Below are 18,462 nucleotides of genomic sequence, written 5' to 3' on the forward strand. Positions count from 1 at the left end.
GGTCCGGAAGAGCATGACGCGCAATCTCACACGCCGAGCAGCAGCCGCTCGGGATCCTCGATGCATTCCTTCACCCGCACCAGGAACAGCACGGCCTCGCGGCCGTCGATGATGCGATGGTCGTATGACACGGCGAGGTACATCATCGGCCGCACCTTGACCTCGCCGCCGACCACCATGGGCCGCTGCTGGATCTTGTGCATGCCGAGGATCGCCGACTGCGGCGGGTTGAGGATCGGCGTCGACATCAGCGAGCCGTAGACGCCGCCGTTGGAGATGGTGAAGGTGCCGCCGGTCAGATCGGCGATCGAGAGCTTGCCGTCGCGCGCCTTGCGCCCGAGCTCCCCAATCGTCTTCTCGATGTCGCCGAACGACTTCTGGTCGGCATCGCGCACCACCGGAACCACCAAGCCCTGCGGCGTGCCGACGGCGACGCCGATGTCGTAGTAGTTCTTGTAGACGAAGTCGTCGCCCTCGATCTCGGCATTGACCGCGGGCAGCTCCTTCAGCCCGGCGATGCAGGCCTTGACGAAGAACGACATGAAGCCCAATCGCGCGCCGTGCTTCTTCTCGAAGTCGTCCTTCAGGCGGTCGCGCAGCGCCATCACGTTGGTCATGTCCACCTCGTTGAAGGTGGTGAGCATGGCCGCCGTGTTCTGCGCCTCCTTGAGGCGGTTGGCGATGGTGCGACGGAGCCGCGTCATGCGCACGCGCTCCTCGCGGTCGGTGCGCGAGCGCGGCCCGGCCGGCACCGCGGGCTTGGCCACGGCGGGCGCCGCCAGCGCCGGGATCGACGCCGGAATCGATGCAAGCGCTGCCATCACATCGGCCTTGGTGGCGCGGCCGTCCTTGCCGGTCGGCTGGATCGCCGACGGCGCGACGCCGGTCTCCTCGACGAGCTTGCGCGTGGCCGGACCGGAAGCAGCGATGTTGGCGTTGGCCGCGGCAGGCGCGACGACGGGCGCCGCGCTCGGAGCCGGCGCGGGCTTCGGCGGTGCGGGCGGTGCCGACGGTGCCGCGGCCGGCTTCGGCGCGGCAGCAGCCGCACCCCCAGCTCCAGCCTCGATGTGGCACAGCACGCCGCCCACCTGCACGGTGGCGCCTTCCGCAACCGCGAGCTCGACGATGCTGCCGGCAATCGTGGCGTTCACCTCGACGGTGACCTTGTCGGTCTCCAGCTCGCACAGAGGCTGGTCGATCGTGACGGTATCTCCCGCCTTCACCAGCCACTTGGCGACGGTCGCCTCGGTGACCGATTCGCCCAGCGCGGGGACCTTGATCTCGACAGCCATTACAAAATCCTCCTCAGCGCGCGCTTCAGGAAATCGTCAGCGCGCGGTCGACCAGATCGGCCTGTTCCTTGACATGGGTACGCGCCGAGCCGGTCGCCGGCGACGCCGATTCGGGCCGGCCGATATAGACCGGCCGCGTCGTCTTGACGTTCAGCCCGGCAAGCGCGCGCTCGATGCGGCGATCGACGAAATGCCAGGCGCCCATGTTCTCGGGCTCCTCCTGGCACCACACGACCTCGGCATTGGAATACTGCGACAGCCGCACGCCCAGCCGGCTGAACGGGAAGGGATAAAGCTGCTCGATACGCATGATCGCGATGTCGTCGATCTTGCGCTTGCGGCGCTCGGCTACGAGGTCGAAGTAGACCTTGCCCGAGCACAGCACGACGCGGCGGACCTTGGCGGCGTCGGTGAGCTGGTCGGTCTCGGCCAGGATACGCCGGAACGACGAGCCCGGGCCGAAATCGGCCAGGGTCGAGACGCAATCCTTGTGGCGCAGCAGCGACTTCGGCGTCATCACGATCAGCGGCTTGCGGAACGAGCGGCGCATCTGGCGGCGCAGCGCGTGGAAGTAGTTGGCGGGCGTCGTCGGCACGACGACCTGCCAGTTGTCCTCGGCCGAGAGCTGCAGGTAGCGCTCCAGGCGCGCCGAGCTGTGCTCCGGTCCCTGGCCCTCGTAGCCGTGCGGCAGCAGCATCACCAGGCCGTTCATGCGCAGCCACTTGCTCTCGCCCGAGCAGATGAACTGGTCGATGATGACCTGTGCGCCGTTGGCGAAGTCGCCGAACTGCGCCTCCCACATGACCAGGGCGTTGGGCTCGGCCGACGAGTAGCCGTACTCGAAGCCCAGCACGCCCGCCTCGTTGAGCGGGCTGTCGATCACCTCGAAGCGCGCCTGCTCGGAGGCCACGTGATTGAGCGGGATGTACTTGCTCTCGTTGGTCTGGTCGACCAGCACCGAATGGCGCTGCGAGAAGGTCCCGCGGCCCGAATCCTGGCCGCTCAGCCGCACCGGCGTGCTTTCGGCCAAGAGCGTGCCCCAGGCCAGCGCCTCGCCGGTCGCCCAGTCGATGTTCTCGCCGGTGTCGATGGTCTTGCGCTTCTCCTGCAGCTGGCGCGCGATCTTGCGGTTGAGGTCAAAGCCCTTTGGCGCCTCGCACAGCGCATGGCCGACCGCGGTCAGCCGTTCGAGATCGACGGCCGTCACGCCCTTGCGATCCTCTTCGCCCGGCGCAACGGTGAGACCGGCCCAACGGCCTTCCAGCCAGTCGGCCTTGTTGGGCTTGTACTGGCCTGCCGCCTCCAGCGCCTTGTCGAGCTTCTCGCGCAATGCCGCATCGAGCTGCGCCACGTCGGCTGCGGTGACCACGCCCTCGGCCTCGAGGCGCGCGGCATAGACTTCCTTCACCGTCTTGTGCCCGCCGATCTCCTTGTACATCAGCGGCTGGGTGAACATCGGCTCGTCCGACTCGTTGTGACCGTGCCGGCGGTAGCAGAACATGTCGATGACGATGTCGCGCTTGAAGTGCTGGCGGTATTCCGTCGCGATGCGCGAGACGTGGACCACGGCTTCGGGATCGTCGCCGTTCACGTGCAGAATAGGCGCCTGAACGATCTTGGCGATCTCCGTGCAGTACGGGCCCGAGCGCGAGTAGGTCGGCAGCGTGGTGAAGCCGATCTGGTTGTTGACCACGAAATGGATGGTGCCGCCGATGCGGTAGCCGCCGAGGTCGGAGAGATCGAGGCTCTCGGCGACCAAGCCTTGGCCCGCGAACGCCGCGTCACCGTGCATCAGGATCGCCATGACCTGGCTGCGGTCGGTGTCGTTCCTCTGGTCCTGCTTGGCGCGGGCCTTGCCCAGCACCACGGGATTGACCGCCTCGAGATGCGAGGGGTTGGGTGCCAGCGAAACGTGGATGGTGGTGCCGTCGAACTCGCGGTCGGCCGAGGCGCCGAGATGGTACTTCACGTCGCCCGAGCCGCGCATCTCCTCGGGCTGCGAGGAGCGACCCTGGAACTCGGAGAACAGCGCCGTGTAGCTCTTGTGCAGGACGTGCACGAGCGTGTTGAGGCGGCCGCGATGGGGCATGCCGATCACGACGTCGCGGATGCCGAGCTGGCCGCCGCGCTTCAGGATCTGCTCGATGCCGGGGATCAGCGATTCGCCGCCGTCCAGGCCGAAGCGTTTCGTGCCGACGAACTTGACGCCGAGATAGCGTTCCAGGCCCTCGGCCTCGACGACGCGCTCGAAGATGGCGCGGCGGCCCTCGACGGTGAACTCGGTGTGGTTCTCGATGTGCTCGATGCGCTCCTGGATCCACGCCTTCTGGTCGGGATCGGAGATGTGCATGTATTCGACGCCGATCTTGCCGCAGTAGGTCTTGCGCAGGCGGTCCCAGATCTGGCGCAGCGTTGCCGATTCGCCGAGACCCAGCGAGCCGAAGATCAAGATCGGGCGTTCCCAGTCGTTCTCGCCGAAGCCGTAGGTCGCAGGGTCGAGCTCGCGGTGCAGTTCGCGCTTGATCAGGCCGAGCGGATCGAGGTCGGCTTCGAGATGGCCGCGGATGCGGTAGGAGCGGATCAGCAGGAAGGCGCGCGAGGTGTCGAGCGCGGCGGCCACGATGTCGGCCTCGGTCTTGCCGGCGAGGGCGGCTGGAACGGCGGCGCCGTTGGCCTTGCCGTTACCTTTGACGTTGCGGTTGGCGGGAGAGGGCAGCGTCTCGGGATCGACCGCGCCGATCACCCGCGTGCCGTTGGGCGCCCAGGAGGCGCCGCGTACCTCGGCCAGCACATCGCCCTTCTGCTCGGCCAGCGCGTCGAAGAAGATCCGCCATTCGCCGTCGACGGCGTTGGGATCACTGAGGTAGCGCGCGTACAGCTCTTCGATGAACGGGGCGTTGGCGCCGAACAGGAACGACGTCTGCTCTGCTTGCATTGGTCCTTACTCCTCTTCCTCCTTTCCCCTGCTAGGGGGAGAGGACGGGTGAGGGGGTTACAGAAAACCTTCGACGCCCCCCTCACCTAACCTCTCCCCTGCGGGGGAGAGGAACATAAGAATGTGGTGTCAGCCCTTCATCGCCCTAAGCATTTCCTCGCCCAAAGCGGCGGGAGAATCGGCGACCCTGATCCCTGCTGAACGCATGGCGTGGACCTTGAACTCGGCAGTGTCCTGGCCACCCGAGATCACCGCGCCGGCATGGCCCATGCGGCGGCCCGGCGGGGCCGTACGGCCGGCGATGAAGCCCACGACCGGCTTCTTGGTCTTGCACGCCTTGATGAACTCGGCACCCTTCACCTCGGCATCGCCGCCGATCTCGCCGATCATGACGATGCCCTTGGTCTCGGGATCGGCCATGAGCATTTCCAGGCACTCGACGAAGTTGGTGCCGTTCACCGGATCGCCGCCGATGCCGATGCAGGTCGTCTGGCCGAGGCCCACCGCGGTGGTCTGCGCCACCGCCTCGTAGGTGAGCGTGCCCGAGCGCGAGATGATGCCGATCGAGCCGCGCTTGTGGATGTGGCCCGGCATGATGCCGATCTTGCACTCCTCGGGCGTGATGACGCCCGGGCAGTTGGGCCCGATCAGGCGCGACTTGGAGCCCTGCAGCACGCGCTTGACCTCGACCATGTCGAGCACCGGGATGCCCTCGGTGATGCAGACGACCAGCGGGATCTCCGCGTCGACCGCTTCCAGGATCGAATCGGCGGCATAAGGCGCCGGCACATAGATCACGCTCGCCGTGGCGCCGGTCTTGGCGACGGCCTCGGCGACGGTGTCGAACACCGGCAGGTCGAGATGAGTGGTGCCGCCCTTACCCGGCGTCACGCCCCCCACCATCTTGGTGCCGTAGGCGATCGCCTGTTCGGAATGGAAGGTGCCCTGCGAGCCGGTGAAGCCCTGGCAGATCACCTTGGTGTTCTTGTCGACCAGAACGGCCATCAGCTTGCCTCCTTGACGGCCGTGACGATCTTCTCGGCGGCATCGGCGAGGTTCTCCGCCGACGTGATCTTGAGGCCCGATTCCTTCAGGATCTTCTTGCCGAGCTCGACGTTGGTGCCCTCCAGCCGCACGACCAGGGGCACGTGCAGGTTGACCTCGCGCGCCGCGGCGACGACGCCTTCGGCGATCACGTCACAGCGCATGATGCCGCCGAAGATGTTGACCAGGATGCCCTCGACGTTGGGATCCTTGAGGATGATCTTGAAGGCTGCGGTCACGCGTTCCTTGGTGGCGCCGCCGCCGACGTCCAGGAAGTTCGCGGGCTCGGCACCATAGAGCTTGATGATGTCCATGGTGGCCATAGCAAGGCCCGCGCCATTCACCATGCAGCCGATCTGGCCATCGAGCTTGACGTAGTTCAGGGCGTACTTGGCGGCCTCGGTCTCGGAGGGATCCTCCTCATCGACGTCGCGCAAGGCCTCGAGGTCCTTGTGGCGCTCCAGCGCGTTGTCGTCGAAGTTCATCTTGGCATCGAGGGCGATCACGTCGCCGGCGCCGGTGACGACCAGCGGGTTGATCTCGATCAGCGAGCAGTCGAGCTCGGTGAAGGCCTTGTAGAGGCCCCCCATCATCTTGACGAAGGCGCCGACCTGCTTGCCGCTGAGCCCCAGGGCGAAGGCGATCTTGCGGCCCTCGTAGGCCTGGAAGCCGGCGGCCGGATCGATCGCCTGCTCGACGATCTTCTCGGGATGATCGTGGGCGACGGTCTCGATATCCATGCCGCCCTCGGTCGAGGCGACGATGGCGACGCGGCCGATCGAGCGGTCGACCAGCATGGAGAGGTAGAGCTCGCGTTTGATGTCGCAGCCTTCTTCGATGTAGAGGCGCTTGACGGTCTTGCCGGCCGGTCCGGTCTGTTTGGTGACCAGCTCATGGCCCAGCATGGAAGCGGCGTGCTGGCCGACTTCCTCGACCGATTTCGCGATGCGCACGCCGCCCTTGCCGTTGGGATCGTCCTTGAAGCGGCCCTTGCCCCTGCCGCCGGCATGGATCTGCGACTTCACGACGGTGATGGCGCCGCCGAGCTTGCGGGCCACGTCCATCGCTTCGTCCTTGGTATAGGCCACGCCGCCCTTGAGCAGCGGGACGGCGAATTTGGCCAGCAGGGCCTTGGCCTGATACTCGTGGATATTCATGAAAACCTGTTGCTCGGGCTTCAGTTGCAAATAGCAACTGATAGGGGTCAGCGGCACTTTATGAGTGCCGCCCGCCCTTGGCAACGCTGGACTGATGATCGTTTGAAGACGTTAGACCAAGGTCTAGGGACCTTGGCCCCCGTTCGATCAGCGGCCGACGATTTTGTTGGTCGCGTCGATCAGTGACTTCACGGCGGAGACCGACTTGTCGAACATCGCCTTTTCCTCGGCGTTGAACTCGACCTCGACGATGCGCTCGACGCCGTCCTTGCCGATCACCACCGGCACGCCGATGTAGAGGCCCTTCACGCCGTACTCGCCGTTCAGCATGGCGGCGCAGGGGATCATGCGCTTCTTGTCCTTGAGGTATGACTCGGCCATGGCGATGGCCGACGCCGCCGGAGCGTAGAAGGCCGAACCGGTCTTGAGCAGGGCCACGATCTCGGCGCCGCCGTCGCGCGTGCGCTGGACGATCTTGTCCAGGCGCTCCTTGGTGGTCCAACCCATGTCGACCAGGTCGTGCAGCGAAATGCCGCCGACGGTCGAGTAGCGCAGCAGCGGCACCATGGTGTCGCCATGGCCGCCCAGCACGAAGGCGGTGACGTCGTCGACCGAGACGTTGAATTCCTCGGCGAGGAACGAACGGAAGCGCGCGCTGTCGAGCACACCCGCCATGCCGACGACGCGCTTGGCCGGGAAGCCGGTGACTTCCTGCATCAGGCCGACCATGGCGTCGAGCGGGTTGGTGATGACGATGACGAAGGCCTCGGGCGCGTGCTGCTTGATGCCCTTGCCCACCGAATCAATGATCTTGGCGTTAATGCCGACCAGGTCGTCGCGGCTCATGCCGGGCTTGCGCGGCACGCCCGCCGTGACGATGACGACGTCGGCGCCCTCGATGTCCTTGTAGTCGGAGGTGCCGCTGTACTTGGCGTCGAAGCCCTCGACCGGGCTCAGCTGGGCGATGTCGAGCGCCTTGCCCTTGGCAACGCCTTCGAGGTCGGGGATGTCGAACAGGACGATGTCGCCCAGTTCCTTCTGGCCGGCGAGCAGCGCGAGGGTGCCACCAATCTGTCCGGCGCCGATCAGCGCGATCTTCTTGCGAGCCATGCCAAAAACTCCCGAATTTCTAAAGGCGGCGCGTGGTAGCGCGATTCGCCGGGAGCGGCAAGAAGACCCGAGTCAACGAGGTGGCGGTGGCCTGCGGCCTCCAGGCCTGGCGGGCGGAGGTCCGCCCTGCTTTACGAAACTGGCATCGGCCGTGCCCATGAAACACAGAGGCACATGGGGAAATTTCGCAGTCACCACGTAGTGGTAGGCGCCTTGCGGGAATTCCGCGGTGACAGCTTCACGACCGTTGCACTCGTCGAGGTCACCCAGGCCGCGGACGTACTCGTAGTCCAGCGAATAGGTGCCGTCGGGTCGGCCGCCGGGACCACCAGGATCGCGCTGGGCTTTCAGCCGCCAGCTCGATCGCGCCGTCTCGTCGACATAGATGGCGAAGCCGTCGGTCGCCCAGCCTCCATCTGCTGCGCCGCCATCGCGCGCGGCACCAGTTCGAGCCACCACGACGGCGCCTCCTCGGCGCCTTGCGGCTTGCCGGTGTCGTGATCGCCGTGCGCCCACGCCGTGCCGGCAAGCAGCACCACGAGCGCACTCATCCAGGAGCATCGCATCGCTGGTGTTACGCGCGATGCGTGCGCGCCATCCCTAAACGCAACGGTCAAACCGGATGCTTCTTGAGATGCACCAGCAGCAAGTCAGTCGCCTTGGCGGGCGCCTGGTCCATCACGAAGTGGCCGACGCCCGGCAGCACTTCCATGGCGAAGGCGCCGCTCACGAACTCGCCCGTGCCGTACGCAGCATCGGGCCCGACCGTGGCATCGACGTCGCCCCAGATGTAGAGCGTCGGCACCTCGATCATGCCGATATCGGCGGCCAAGCCGACATTGGCGCGATACCAGGCGAGTGCCGCCTCCATCGCCTCGGGCGCGCCCAGCACCGAGAGGTGCTCGTCCATCGCCGATGCCGGCACGCCCTGGCCGAACAGGCCCTCGCGCAGGCGGCGGGCATTGTCGGCCAACAGGAGCTTGCCGGTCTCCGCATCGAGGAATGCGCGATGATGCTTCGAGCGGTTCTTCTGCTCGCCATCGGGTTTCTCGAGCGCGCGGCGGAACGACTTGGGATGCGGCCGCGACATGACGGTGAGCGAGGCGAGCCGCTTGGCATGTACCGCCGCCACGCCCCACGACACCTGCCCGCCCCAGTCGTGGCCTACCTGATGAAAGCGCCGCCCCTCGTGGCCCGCCGCCGCGACGATCTCGATGGCGTCGTTGACCAGCTTGTCGAAGGCGTAGTTCGAGAGATCCTTGGGATCGGGTCGCGCGCCCGGCGAATAGCCGCGCTGGTCCGGCGCGACGGCGCGATAGCCCGCCGCAGCGAGCGCCGGCAAGGCGGTCCGCCAACTGTGTCTCGATTCGGGAAAGCCGTGCAGCAGCAGCACCAGCGGTCCATCGATCGGGCCCGCGACATCCGCGGTGAATGTCAGGCCCGACCGGGTCTTTATGCTGGTGCTGTCTGCCATCAGGCGGTCAGCCTACGCCATTCGCCTTGAACCAGGCCAACGCCTTCTTCCAACCGTCCTCCGCCGGGTCCTTGCGGTAGCTCGGGCGGTAGTCGGCATTGAAGGCGTGCGGCGCGTCGGGATAGACGTCGATGCGCGACTTCTGCGCCGCCGCGCTGCCGGTCTTCAACGCTTCGCGCATCTTCTCGACCGACTCCTGCGAGATGCCGGTGTCGGCGCCGCCGTAGAGGCCAAGCACCGGGCCGTGCAGGTCCTTCACGATGTCGATCGGGTTCTTGGGCTGCAGTTCTGTGCCGGGCCGTATCAGCGGTCCGTACCAGGCCACGCCCGCCTTCACCGCCGGATTGTGCGCGTCGTACATCCACACGATGCGGCCGCCCCAGCAGAAGCCGGTGATGCCGAGCTTGGCGGTGTCGGCCTTGCCCTCGCCCTTGGCGAAGGCGACCGCCGAATCGAGATCGCCCATGACCTGCGCGTCGGGCACCTTGTTCACGAGCTCGGCAACCAGCTTGGGGATCTCGGTGTAGGTCTTGGGATCGCCCTGGCGGAAATAGAGTTCGGGCGCGATGGCGTAGTAGCCCGCCTTGGCGAAGCGCCGGCACATGTCGGCGATGTGGGCGTGCACGCCGAAGATCTCCTGCACGACCAGGATGGTGCCGAAGCCCTGGCCGGTGGCCGGCATGGCACGGTAGGCGTCCATGTCCTTGCCGTCCTTGGTCTTGACCTTGACCGCTCCGGCGGTGAGCCCGTCGGTCGGAGTGACGATCATGGTCTGCGCCTGCACCGGCTGAACCGCGAGCGCGAACGTGGTGCCGAGCGCCACGCCGCCTAGCGCCGCACGCCGCGACAGACCGTACTCCGCTCCATAAATCAGTCGATCGCCGTCCATATTCTGCCCTCCCAAAGGATTTGAAGCCGCGCGAGCCTAGGCTGGCCGGCGAGCCGCCCACAATCACAATTAGGCGATATGCTCGAGGGCCAGGTACTCCGGGCTCTGCATCTCCATCAGGCGCGAGACCGTGCGCTGGAACTCGAAGGCACCATCACCGTCGGTGTAGAGACCGGTGGGCGCCGTTGCAGCAGAGCAGATGAACTTCACTTTCCTTTCGTAGAATTCATCGATCATGGTGATGAAGCGCACCGCCTTGTCCTTGCTGTCCGGCCCCATCTTGGGGATGTCGGCCACGATGACGGTATGGAAGTTGGTCGCGATGCAGATGAAGTCGGCCGCGCCCATCGGCTTGGCACACCAGTCGAGAAAATGCGCCATGCCCACGCCCGGTGCGGCGCGTGGGATCTCGACGTCGCGGCCCTGGGTCCTGAGCACGCGCGGCTCGCCGTCAGCGCCGCCGCTCAGCGCACGAAACGCCTCGTCGAGCTTGGCAGTGGCCCAGGCGCCGAGCGGCGTCAGGTAGACGTCGAAGTTGCGCAGCCGGTCGAGGCGATAATCCTGGTCGCCTCCCAGCTCCATGACATCCAGCCGTTGCTTCACCAGGTCGATGAAGGGCAGGAAGCGCTCGCGCTGCAGGCCGTCCTTGTAGAGGTCGTCGGGCTTGCGGTTGGAGGTGGCGATCACCGTGAGGCCCTCGTCGAACAGCACCTCGAACAGGCGCGCCAGGATCATGGCGTCGGCGATGTTGGTGACCTGGAACTCGTCGAAGCAGAGCAGCCGCGTCTCGCTCGCGATCTGCTTGGCGATCGGCACAATGGTGTCGGCCTCGGGTGGCGCGCCCTTGGCCGACAGCTCCTCGCGGCGGCGATGCAGGCGATCCTGGACTTCCAGCATGAACTCGTGGAAGTGCACGCGCCGCTTCTTCTGCATCGGCACGTCGGCGAAAAACAGGTCCATCAGCATCGACTTGCCGCGGCCGACCGGCCCCCAGATGTAGAGCCCGCGCGGGCCGGCCGGCGGCGGGGCGGCGTGCGTGAGGCCAAGGCGCGCGAAGAAGCCGAGCTTGGGCGCGGGATGATCGGCCATCGCCACGAGCTGCTCGTAGATCGCCTGCAGCTTCTGGACGACGCGTTCCTGCACGGGATCGGCGTGGATCTCACCGGCGGCGCGGCGGGCGGCGAGGTTGGCGGCCGGGCCCTTGTTGACGGTCGTCGGGCCGGCGGTCGGGGGTAGCTGTGATTCCATTTGCCGCCGCATACCTAGCTCACGAGCGCGCGGCTGCCTATAAGGTCCGGCGATGAAGCTTGCGTTTCTCGGCACCTCGGAATTCGCAGTACCGGCGCTCAGGGCGCTGGTCGAGGCCGGCCACGACGTGGTCGCCGTCTACACTCGCGCGCCCAAACCCGCCGGCCGTGGCCAGCAGGAGCGCCGCACGCCGGTGCATGAGCTGGCGCTGTCGCTGGAACTCGCGGTGCGCACGCCCAAGGGACTGCGCAGCGAGGAGGAAGCGGCTTCGTTCAAGGCGCTCGATCTCGATGCCGCGGTCGTCGTGTCCTACGGCCACATCCTGCCCAAGGCGTTCCTCGACGCGCCGGTGCTGGGGTGCATCAACATCCATGGCTCGCTGCTGCCACGCTGGCGCGGTGCGGCGCCCATCCATCGCGCCATCCTGGCGGGCGATGCCGAGACCGGCGTCACCATCATGCGCATGGACGAAGGCCTCGATACCGGCCCGATGCTTTTGGCCGAAAGCACGCCGATCTCGGCCGCGGATACCGCGGAGACCGTGCACGACCGATTGGCGGAACTGGCCGGCCGGCTGATCGTGTCGACGCTCGATGCGCTGGTCGCCAGGACCATCGAGCCGGTGCCGCAGCCCGATGACGGCGTCACCTACGCCCACAAGCTCGGCAAGGAAGAAGGCGCACTCGACTGGCGGCGGCCAGCCGCCGAGCTCGAACGCAAGGTGCGCGCCTTCCATCCCTGGCCGGGGACTTGGTTCGATGTTGGCGGCGAACGCATCAAGGTGCTGGGCGCGGCGCTCACGCTCGCGGGCGGCAAGCCCGGCACGGTGAGCATCGGTCGCGACGGCTTTCCCGTCGTGGCCTGCGGCGTCGGCGGACTGAAGCTCTTGAAGCTGCAGCGCGCCGGCAAGTCGGCGCAGGCGGCCGATGCGTTCTTACGCGGCTTCGCGCTGGCGGCAGGCACGGTGCTGGCGCCGCCCGCGGTCGTACCGCTCCCCGGGCCGCTCCCGACCTGAGCCGTGCCGCGCTACAAGCTCACCATCGAATATGACGGCGCGCCGTTCGTCGGCTGGCAGCGCCAGGACAACGGCCCGTCGATCCAGGGCGCGCTCGAGGATGCGGTGTTCGCCTTCTGCGGCGAGCACGTCGCGGTCCATGGCGCAGGCCGCACCGACACCGGCGTGCATGCGCTGGGCCAGGTCGCGCACCTCGATCTTGCCGCCGAGAAGCCCGTCGACACCGTGCAGGCGGCGGTGAACTTCCATCTGAAGCCCAACCCGATCGTCGTCACCGAGGCAGCGATCGCGCCGGCGGACTTCCATGCCCGCTTCTCGGCGACGGCGCGGCGCTATCGCTACCTGATCCTGAACCGTCGCGCGCCGCCGGCGCTCGATCGCGGCCGCGTCTGGCACGTGCCCGTGCCGCTCGATGCCGCGACCATGGCCGAGGCGGCCCGGCTGCTGATCGGCCGCCACGACTTCAACAGCTTCCGCTCGGCCGCTTGCCAGGCCGCCTCGCCGCTGAAGACGCTCGACCAGCTCGACGTCGCGCGCGACGGCGACCTGATCCGCATCGATGTCGGCGCGCGCTCGTTCCTGCACAACCAGGTGCGCATCCTGGTCGGCACCTTGCAGCTCGTCGGTCGTGGCCAGTGGAGCAAGCAGGACGTCGCCGATGCGCTGGCCGCGCGCGATCGCACGCGCGCCGGGCCGACGGCGCCGCCGCAGGGGCTCTGCCTGATGGCGGTGCGCTACGACCTAGCTGCCGCCAAGCACGCCGACATAGCGGTCGACGATGATCAGCAGGAAGAATGACGGGATCCAGTTGACCGCCAGCAGCACCACCGACATCGCCCAGTCGACGCCAAGCGCCAGCCGCGTGATCACCAGGAACCAGTAGAAGAACAGGGCCTGCAGGGCGATCTCGAGGATGCCGCCGACGGCGGCCGGCAGGATCATCTTGAGGGCGATTGCCGCGATCGCAATGACGATGCCCGGCAGGTTGGTCCAGTTGAGTGCCGCGATGTAGCGGGGATAGCGGTCGAGCCAGCGGCGGCGGCGCGCGACCTCGTAGAAGATCACCGGATAGAGCAGCCAGTTGATGATGTAGCTCATCGTTTCGACGGCGATGAGCTCGAACGTGTCGATGGCGACGGTGAGGTCGGCGTAGCGGATCAGCGCATAGATGACGTAGAGCGGCGCCGTCACCGCCATGAGACGGAACGAGCGCAGGCACGCTTCCATCGTATTGTCGAAGGCGAGCAACGCCCCCGGATCGCGTCGCAAGAAACCCAGTGCGCCCTGCACGCCGCGGCCAATCTCAGCGGCGTTCAGCATGCCCCGATCCTATGCCGCGAAGTAACGGTCGAGCACCGTCTCGTAGACGCGACTCAGGGTCTTGAGGTCTTCGATCGCACTCTTCTCGTCGACCTTGTGCATGGTCTCCCCAACGAGGCCGAACTCGAGCACCGGACAGTAGCGGCTGATGAAGCGCGCGTCCGACGTGCCGCCGGTGGTCGAGAGTTCCGGCTCGATGCCGGCGACGTCGCGGATCGCACCGGCCATCAGCTCGACCAGCGGTCCGGGCGCCGTGTAGAAGGACTCGCCCGACACCTCGACCGAGGCGAACTCGATCGTGCCGTTGCCGCCAAGTGCTGCACTGGCGCGGTCCATGCGCTCCTTGAGATGCGCCAGCAGCGTCTTGGAGGTCCACAGATCGTTGAAGCGCGTGTTGAAGCGCGCCTTCACCACACCGGGCGCGATATTGGTCGCCTTGTTGCCGACATCGATGGTGGTGAACTGCAGCGACGTCGGCTGGAAGTGCGTGCTGCCCTGGTCGATCGGCTCGCGCACCAGCGCCTCGATCAGCGCCGACAGGCGATGAATGGGATTGTCGAGCCGCTCGGGATAGCCGACATGGCCCTGGATGCCGCGTATCACCAGGTCGACCGTCATGCTGCCGCGGCGGCCGATCTTCATCATGTCGCCGAAGCGCTTGGAGCTCGTCGGCTCGCCGACGACGCAGGCATCGATCGTCTCGCCGCGCTCGGCGAGCTTCTTGAGCATCTTGACCGTCCCGTTGACGGCAGGGCCTTCCTCGTCGCCGGTGATCAGAAGGCTGATCGAGCCGCCGAAGTCGCGGCCGCGCTTGGCGAGGAACCGCGCCGCAGCATCGATGAAGGCTGCGATCGCCCCCTTCATGTCGGCTGCACCGCGGCCGAACAGGTAGCCGGCGGAGAGCTCGGCCGCGAACGGGCCGATGGTCCACGACGAGAGATCGCCCACCGGCACCACGTCGGAATGGCCGGCGAAGCAGAAGTGACGGCCTCCAGTGCCGATACGGGCATAGAGGTTCGCGACGTCGTCAGTGCCGGCCTGGGTGAAATCCATGCGCTCGCACGTGAAGCCGAGCGGCGCCAAGGTGCGTTCGAGATGCTGCAGTGCGCCCGCCTCGCGCGGCGTCACGCTCTCGCAACGCACGAGCGTGCGCGTCAGTTCGACGACATCGGTGACAGCGGGACTGAGCGTGTCGGGCATCGGCGGACAGTACAGGCAGGGCCCTACAAAGAAAAGAGAAGGGCGCCGACAGGCCTTGTCCGGCGCCCAGTTGCTTGAGAGGAAGATTGTCTTGTTGCTTCTATTACTTAGGCCACCAGCCGATCGGCCTCCTGCAGGTTGACCGAAACGAGCTGGGACACGCCCTGCTCAGCCATGGTCACGCCGTACAGGCGATCCATGCGAGCCATGGTGACGCGATGGTGCGTGATCACCATGAAGCGCGTGTCGGTGCGGCCGGCGATCTCCTTCACCAAGCCGCAGAAGCGCTCCACGTTCAGGTCATCGAGCGGCGCGTCCACCTCGTCCAGCACACAGATCGGCGCCGGGTTGGTCATGAACACCGCAAAGAGCAGCGAGATTGCCGTCAGCGCCTGTTCGCCGCCCGACAGCAGCGACATGACCTGCAGCTTCTTGCCCGGCGGGCTGGCATGGATTTCCAGCCCCGCCTCCAGCGGATCTTCGGACTCGGTCAACCGCAGCTCGGCCTTGCCGCCGCCGAACAGCTTGGTGAAGAGCTGCTGGAAGTGGCCCGAGACCTGCTCGAAGGCGGCGAGGAAGCGCTCGCGACCCTCGCGGTTCAGGCTCTGGATGCCCTGGCGCAGGCGGCCGATGGCGGCGACCAGGTCGTCGCGCTCGGCCGTCATGCCGGTGATCTGCTGCTCGAGCTCGGTCGCCTCCTCCTCGGCGCGCAGGTTCACCGCGCCCATGGTCTCGCGCTCGTGCACCAGCCGCTCCAGGCGATGCTCGGCCTTCTCGAGCTCGGGCAGCTCTTCCAGCGTCTGCACCTCGGCCAACGCCAGCACGCCGTCGGGCTCGCAGCGCAGGCGCTCGACGATGCGCTCGACCACCGCCTCGCGATCCTTGGTCGCCTGCTCGACCTGGCCTTCACGGCGCACGCGGCTCTCGCGCGCGGTCGCCAGCTCGCCCTCGGCCTGGCGCATCGCCTTGTCGGCCTCGCCCAGGCGGGTTTCACCCACGGCCAGCCGGTCGGCCGCCTCCTGGCGGTTCACCTCGGCCTTGGCGATCTCGTCGCCCAGCGCCAGGCGCTTGGCCTCGATCTCGGCCGGCTTGGCGGCCAGCTCCTCGAGCGACAGCACGATCTGCTCGCGCCGCTGGTCGAGCTCGACGATCTGGCCGTCGGCCTCGGCCAGCCGCTTGCTCCAGCCGCCATGGTCCTGGGCGATCTGGCCCAGCCGCTCGACCCGCATCGCCGACTCGCGCGCCAGGCGATCGCAGTTGCCTTCGGCCTCGACGAGGGCCGCGCGCAGCTCGGCGATACGCCCACGCAGCACACCCGCTGTGACGCGGTCGGCCTGCGAATCGGAGATCGACGACAGCCGCGCCTCGCGGAAGGTGCGCCGCATCTCGACCTCGGCGATGTCGCCCAGGATCTCGGCCACGGACTGCTCGATGCCGCCCAGCCGCGTCCGCAGCTGGTCGGTGCGGCGGGCGATCTCGACATGGCGGTCGCGCGCCTCGGTGGCGGCGCGCTCGGCGACGGCGATGCTCTGCCGCGCTTCACGCTCAGCCGTGCGCGTCGCCTCGCCCGCGCCTTGGGTCTTGCGCCGCGCCGCTTCGGCCACGCTGCGCTCATGCGCGCGGGCCTGCTCGACGCAGGTCTTCTCGGCATCGCGGGCAGCAGCCAGCCAGCCCGTCTCGGCATCGACGCGCGTTTGTGCCTCGGCCTGCTCGGCCGCGACGCCTTCGATCTGCTGGCGGATCTCGGCCAGCCGGTTGCGCTGGCTGAGCCGCACCGCCGCCGTCGACGGCGCACCGGCGCGCAGGACGTAGCCGTCCCAGCGCCATACGCCGCCATCGCGCGTCACGAGCTGCTGGCCGGGCTTGAGGTCGGCCTGCAGGGCAGCACCCGTCGCCTCGTCGGCAACGACGCCGATGAAGGCCAGCCGACGCTCGAGCTCAGGCATCGCCTTCACATGCTCGCCAAGTGGCGTCGCGCCTTCCGGCAGCACCGGCGCATCGGCGATCGGGCCGAGCGGCAGCCAATGGATCGGCGCACCGCGATCGGACGAGGCCTCCAGCTCCTCGCCGAATGCCGCACCCAGCGCCTTTTCGAAGCCCGGATCCACGGACAAAGCGTCGAGCAGCGGCGGCCACAGCGAATCCGCCGACGACTTCAGGGCCGCAGCGACACCCGCTTCCTCGGCGCGCAGCTTGGTCAGCCGGGCATCGATCTTGCGCAGCGTCTCGCTGGCCGTGGCGTGGCTCGCCTCGGCGGCCTGCCGCTCGGCGGCGCGGGCGCGTTCCATCTCGAGGCGCTCGGCCTCGGCCTGGGCAACGGCGGCGCGCGCGGCGTCGGATTCGTAGCGCTCGGCCTCGCGGGCAGCGTCGATCGACTCCTGTCCCTTGCGGCGCGCCTCCTCGAAGGCCTCGCGCGCCTGGGCGAGTGCCGCCTCGACCTCCGGCAGCGCCGGCAGGCTCTTAAGCTCGTCCTCGACCTGCTGCTGCTGCGCCATGACCTCGTCGCGCCGCACCGCCAGGCGACGCAGACGCTCGCGCAGCTCGACGACCTCGCGGCTGACGCTCTCGCGCAGCGCTTCATCGTCGGCGATCTGGCGGGTCAGCCGATCGTGCTCGGTCTCGGCAGCCGCCGTCTCGGCCTGGGCGGTGTCGCGGGTCGCGGCCGCTTCGGCAGCGCGATCCTCCTCGCCCACCCGCTCCTGCTCCAGCCGCTCGCGCTGGCCGTCAAGATCGGCGATGGCGGTCTCGGCATCCGACTTGCGGCCCCGCTCGCGCTCGAGGTCGGTCTCGGTCTGGGTGAGCCGCGTGCCGGCTTCCTGCTGCGCCTGGGCGACGCGCTCGGCCTCGGCCGTCAGCGCATCGTGCGCCACCCGCAGCCGCTGCAGCGCGGCCGCCGCGGCGGCCTCGTCGTTCCGCAGCGGCGGCAGTGCCGTCGCCGCCTCAGCCTGCGCCGTGGTGGCGAGACCAACCAGGCGCGTCAGGTCGGCGACCTGGGCCTCGGCCTCCGTCAGCCGCTCGCCCGCCTCGGCGAGCTCGCGCTCGGCGTTGGCGAGCTTCAGCGCCAGCACGGCGGCTTCGGCACGGCGAATATGGTCGGAGAGGTTGCGATAGCGGCTGGCCTGGCGCGCCTGGCGCTTCAGGCCCTTGTGCTGTTCCTCCAGCGCCACCAGCACGTCCTGCACGCGGGCGAGGTTGGCCTCGGCAGCACGCAGCCGCAGTTCGGCCTCGTGACGGCGGGCATAGAGGCCGGTGATGCCGGCCGCCTCGTCGATGACCATGCGCCGGTCGGCCGGCTTGGCGTTGATCAGGGTGCCGATGCGGCCCTGGCTCACCAGGGCGGTCGAGCGCGAGCCGGTGGCGGCGTCCGCGAACAGCGTTTGCACGTCACGGGCGCGGATCTCGCGGCCGTTCACCGAATAGGCCGAGCCATGGCCGCGCTCGATGCGGCGCACGATGTCGAGCTGGTCGGCGTCGTTGACCATCGCCGGCGCGGTGCGCGTCTTGTTGTCGAGCGTCAGCATCACTTCGGCGATGTTGCGCGCCGGCCGCGAGCCGGCGCCGGCGAAGATGACATCCTCCATCTCGCTGCCGCGCATCTGCTTGGCCGAGGTCTCGCCCATCACCCACTTCATCGCCTCGACGAGGTTGGATTTGCCGCAACCGTTGGGGCCGACAATGCCGGTCATGCCGGGCTCGATGGTGAGCTCCGTCGGATCGACGAAGGACTTGAAACCGGAGAGCCGGAGTTTGTCGAACTGCACCATCTACCCCACGCTGG

At 67.8% G+C, this 18,462-nt stretch carries 14 protein-coding genes; 2 read left to right on the forward strand and 12 right to left on the reverse strand.

The genetic code is table 11. The features are described from left to right. Window positions 1-26: 26 nt before the first annotated feature. The 9 genes from odhB to zapE form a co-directional block, all read right to left on the reverse strand. Window positions 27-1,292, reverse strand: coding sequence for a 2-oxoglutarate dehydrogenase complex dihydrolipoyllysine-residue succinyltransferase (gene odhB, locus RSO01_RS34870; protein ID WP_147155219.1), 1,266 nt, complete (start codon window positions 1,290-1,292; stop codon window positions 27-29). 25 nt (window positions 1,293-1,317) lie between these two features. Further along, window positions 1,318-4,227, reverse strand: coding sequence for a 2-oxoglutarate dehydrogenase E1 component (locus RSO01_RS34875; RefSeq protein ID WP_147155220.1), 2,910 nt, complete (start codon window positions 4,225-4,227; stop codon window positions 1,318-1,320). A gap of 129 nt (window positions 4,228-4,356) precedes the next feature. Next, window positions 4,357-5,232, reverse strand: a complete 876-nt coding sequence (gene sucD / locus RSO01_RS34880; protein ID WP_147155221.1) for a succinate--CoA ligase subunit alpha — start codon at window positions 5,230-5,232, stop codon at window positions 4,357-4,359. Then, window positions 5,232-6,428 (reverse strand): ADP-forming succinate--CoA ligase subunit beta, encoded by a 1,197-nt coding sequence (gene sucC, locus RSO01_RS34885; protein ID WP_147155222.1) that lies wholly within the window; start codon window positions 6,426-6,428, stop codon window positions 5,232-5,234. The genes sucD and sucC overlap by 1 nt, the downstream gene beginning before the upstream one ends. 147 nt (window positions 6,429-6,575) lie before the next feature. Continuing rightward, window positions 6,576-7,538: a malate dehydrogenase gene (gene mdh, locus RSO01_RS34890; RefSeq protein WP_147155223.1), complete on the reverse strand. Its 963-nt coding sequence runs from the start codon at window positions 7,536-7,538 to the stop codon at window positions 6,576-6,578. Between the two features lie 72 nt (window positions 7,539-7,610). Then, the gene (locus tag RSO01_RS34895; protein ID WP_218037553.1) at window positions 7,611-7,997 is read right to left on the reverse strand and encodes a YHYH protein; all 387 of its coding nucleotides are present in this window, start codon (window positions 7,995-7,997) and stop codon (window positions 7,611-7,613) included. A 154-nt stretch (window positions 7,998-8,151) separates the two neighbouring features. Continuing rightward, window positions 8,152-9,012 (reverse strand): alpha/beta fold hydrolase, encoded by an 861-nt coding sequence (locus RSO01_RS34900; RefSeq protein ID WP_147155225.1) that lies wholly within the window; start codon window positions 9,010-9,012, stop codon window positions 8,152-8,154. Between the two features lie 7 nt (window positions 9,013-9,019). Further along, entirely contained in the window at window positions 9,020-9,901 is an 882-nt protein-coding gene (locus tag RSO01_RS34905) for a dienelactone hydrolase family protein (RefSeq protein ID WP_147155226.1), read from the reverse strand. A 69-nt stretch (window positions 9,902-9,970) separates the two neighbouring features. Further along, window positions 9,971-11,149, reverse strand: a complete 1,179-nt coding sequence (gene zapE, locus RSO01_RS34910) for a cell division protein ZapE (RefSeq protein ID WP_147155227.1) — start codon at window positions 11,147-11,149, stop codon at window positions 9,971-9,973. A gap of 52 nt (window positions 11,150-11,201) precedes the next feature. Between zapE and fmt the strand changes: the two genes are divergently transcribed. Together fmt and truA are read left to right on the forward strand one after the other, a co-directional pair. Beyond that, a complete protein-coding gene (gene fmt / locus RSO01_RS34915; RefSeq protein WP_147155228.1) occupies window positions 11,202-12,164 on the forward strand; it encodes a methionyl-tRNA formyltransferase in 963 nt (320 codons plus the stop codon). A gap of 3 nt (window positions 12,165-12,167) precedes the next feature. Continuing rightward, window positions 12,168-12,962: a tRNA pseudouridine(38-40) synthase TruA gene (truA, locus tag RSO01_RS34920; RefSeq protein WP_147155229.1), complete on the forward strand. Its 795-nt coding sequence runs from the start codon at window positions 12,168-12,170 to the stop codon at window positions 12,960-12,962. Here truA and RSO01_RS34925 read toward each other — a convergent pair. The 3 genes from RSO01_RS34925 to RSO01_RS34935 all read right to left on the reverse strand — a co-directional run bounded on the left by RSO01_RS34925 (window position 12,906) and on the right by RSO01_RS34935 (window position 18,448). After that, entirely contained in the window at window positions 12,906-13,484 is a 579-nt protein-coding gene (locus RSO01_RS34925) for a hypothetical protein (protein WP_147155230.1), read from the reverse strand. The two genes, truA and RSO01_RS34925, sit on opposite strands and share 57 nt — an antisense overlap. 9 nt (window positions 13,485-13,493) lie before the next feature. Beyond that, window positions 13,494-14,684 carry a succinyl-diaminopimelate desuccinylase gene (dapE, locus tag RSO01_RS34930; RefSeq protein WP_147155231.1) on the reverse strand — a complete coding sequence of 397 codons (1,191 nt, stop codon included), beginning with the start codon at window positions 14,682-14,684 and terminating at the stop codon, window positions 13,494-13,496. Between the two features lie 107 nt (window positions 14,685-14,791). Continuing rightward, entirely contained in the window at window positions 14,792-18,448 is a 3,657-nt protein-coding gene (locus RSO01_RS34935; protein ID WP_147155232.1) for an AAA family ATPase, read from the reverse strand. Window positions 18,449-18,462: the final 14 nt, after the last annotated feature.

This window comes from Reyranella soli (assembly GCF_007992495.1).
Classification (GTDB): domain Bacteria; phylum Pseudomonadota; class Alphaproteobacteria; order Reyranellales; family Reyranellaceae; genus Reyranella; species Reyranella soli.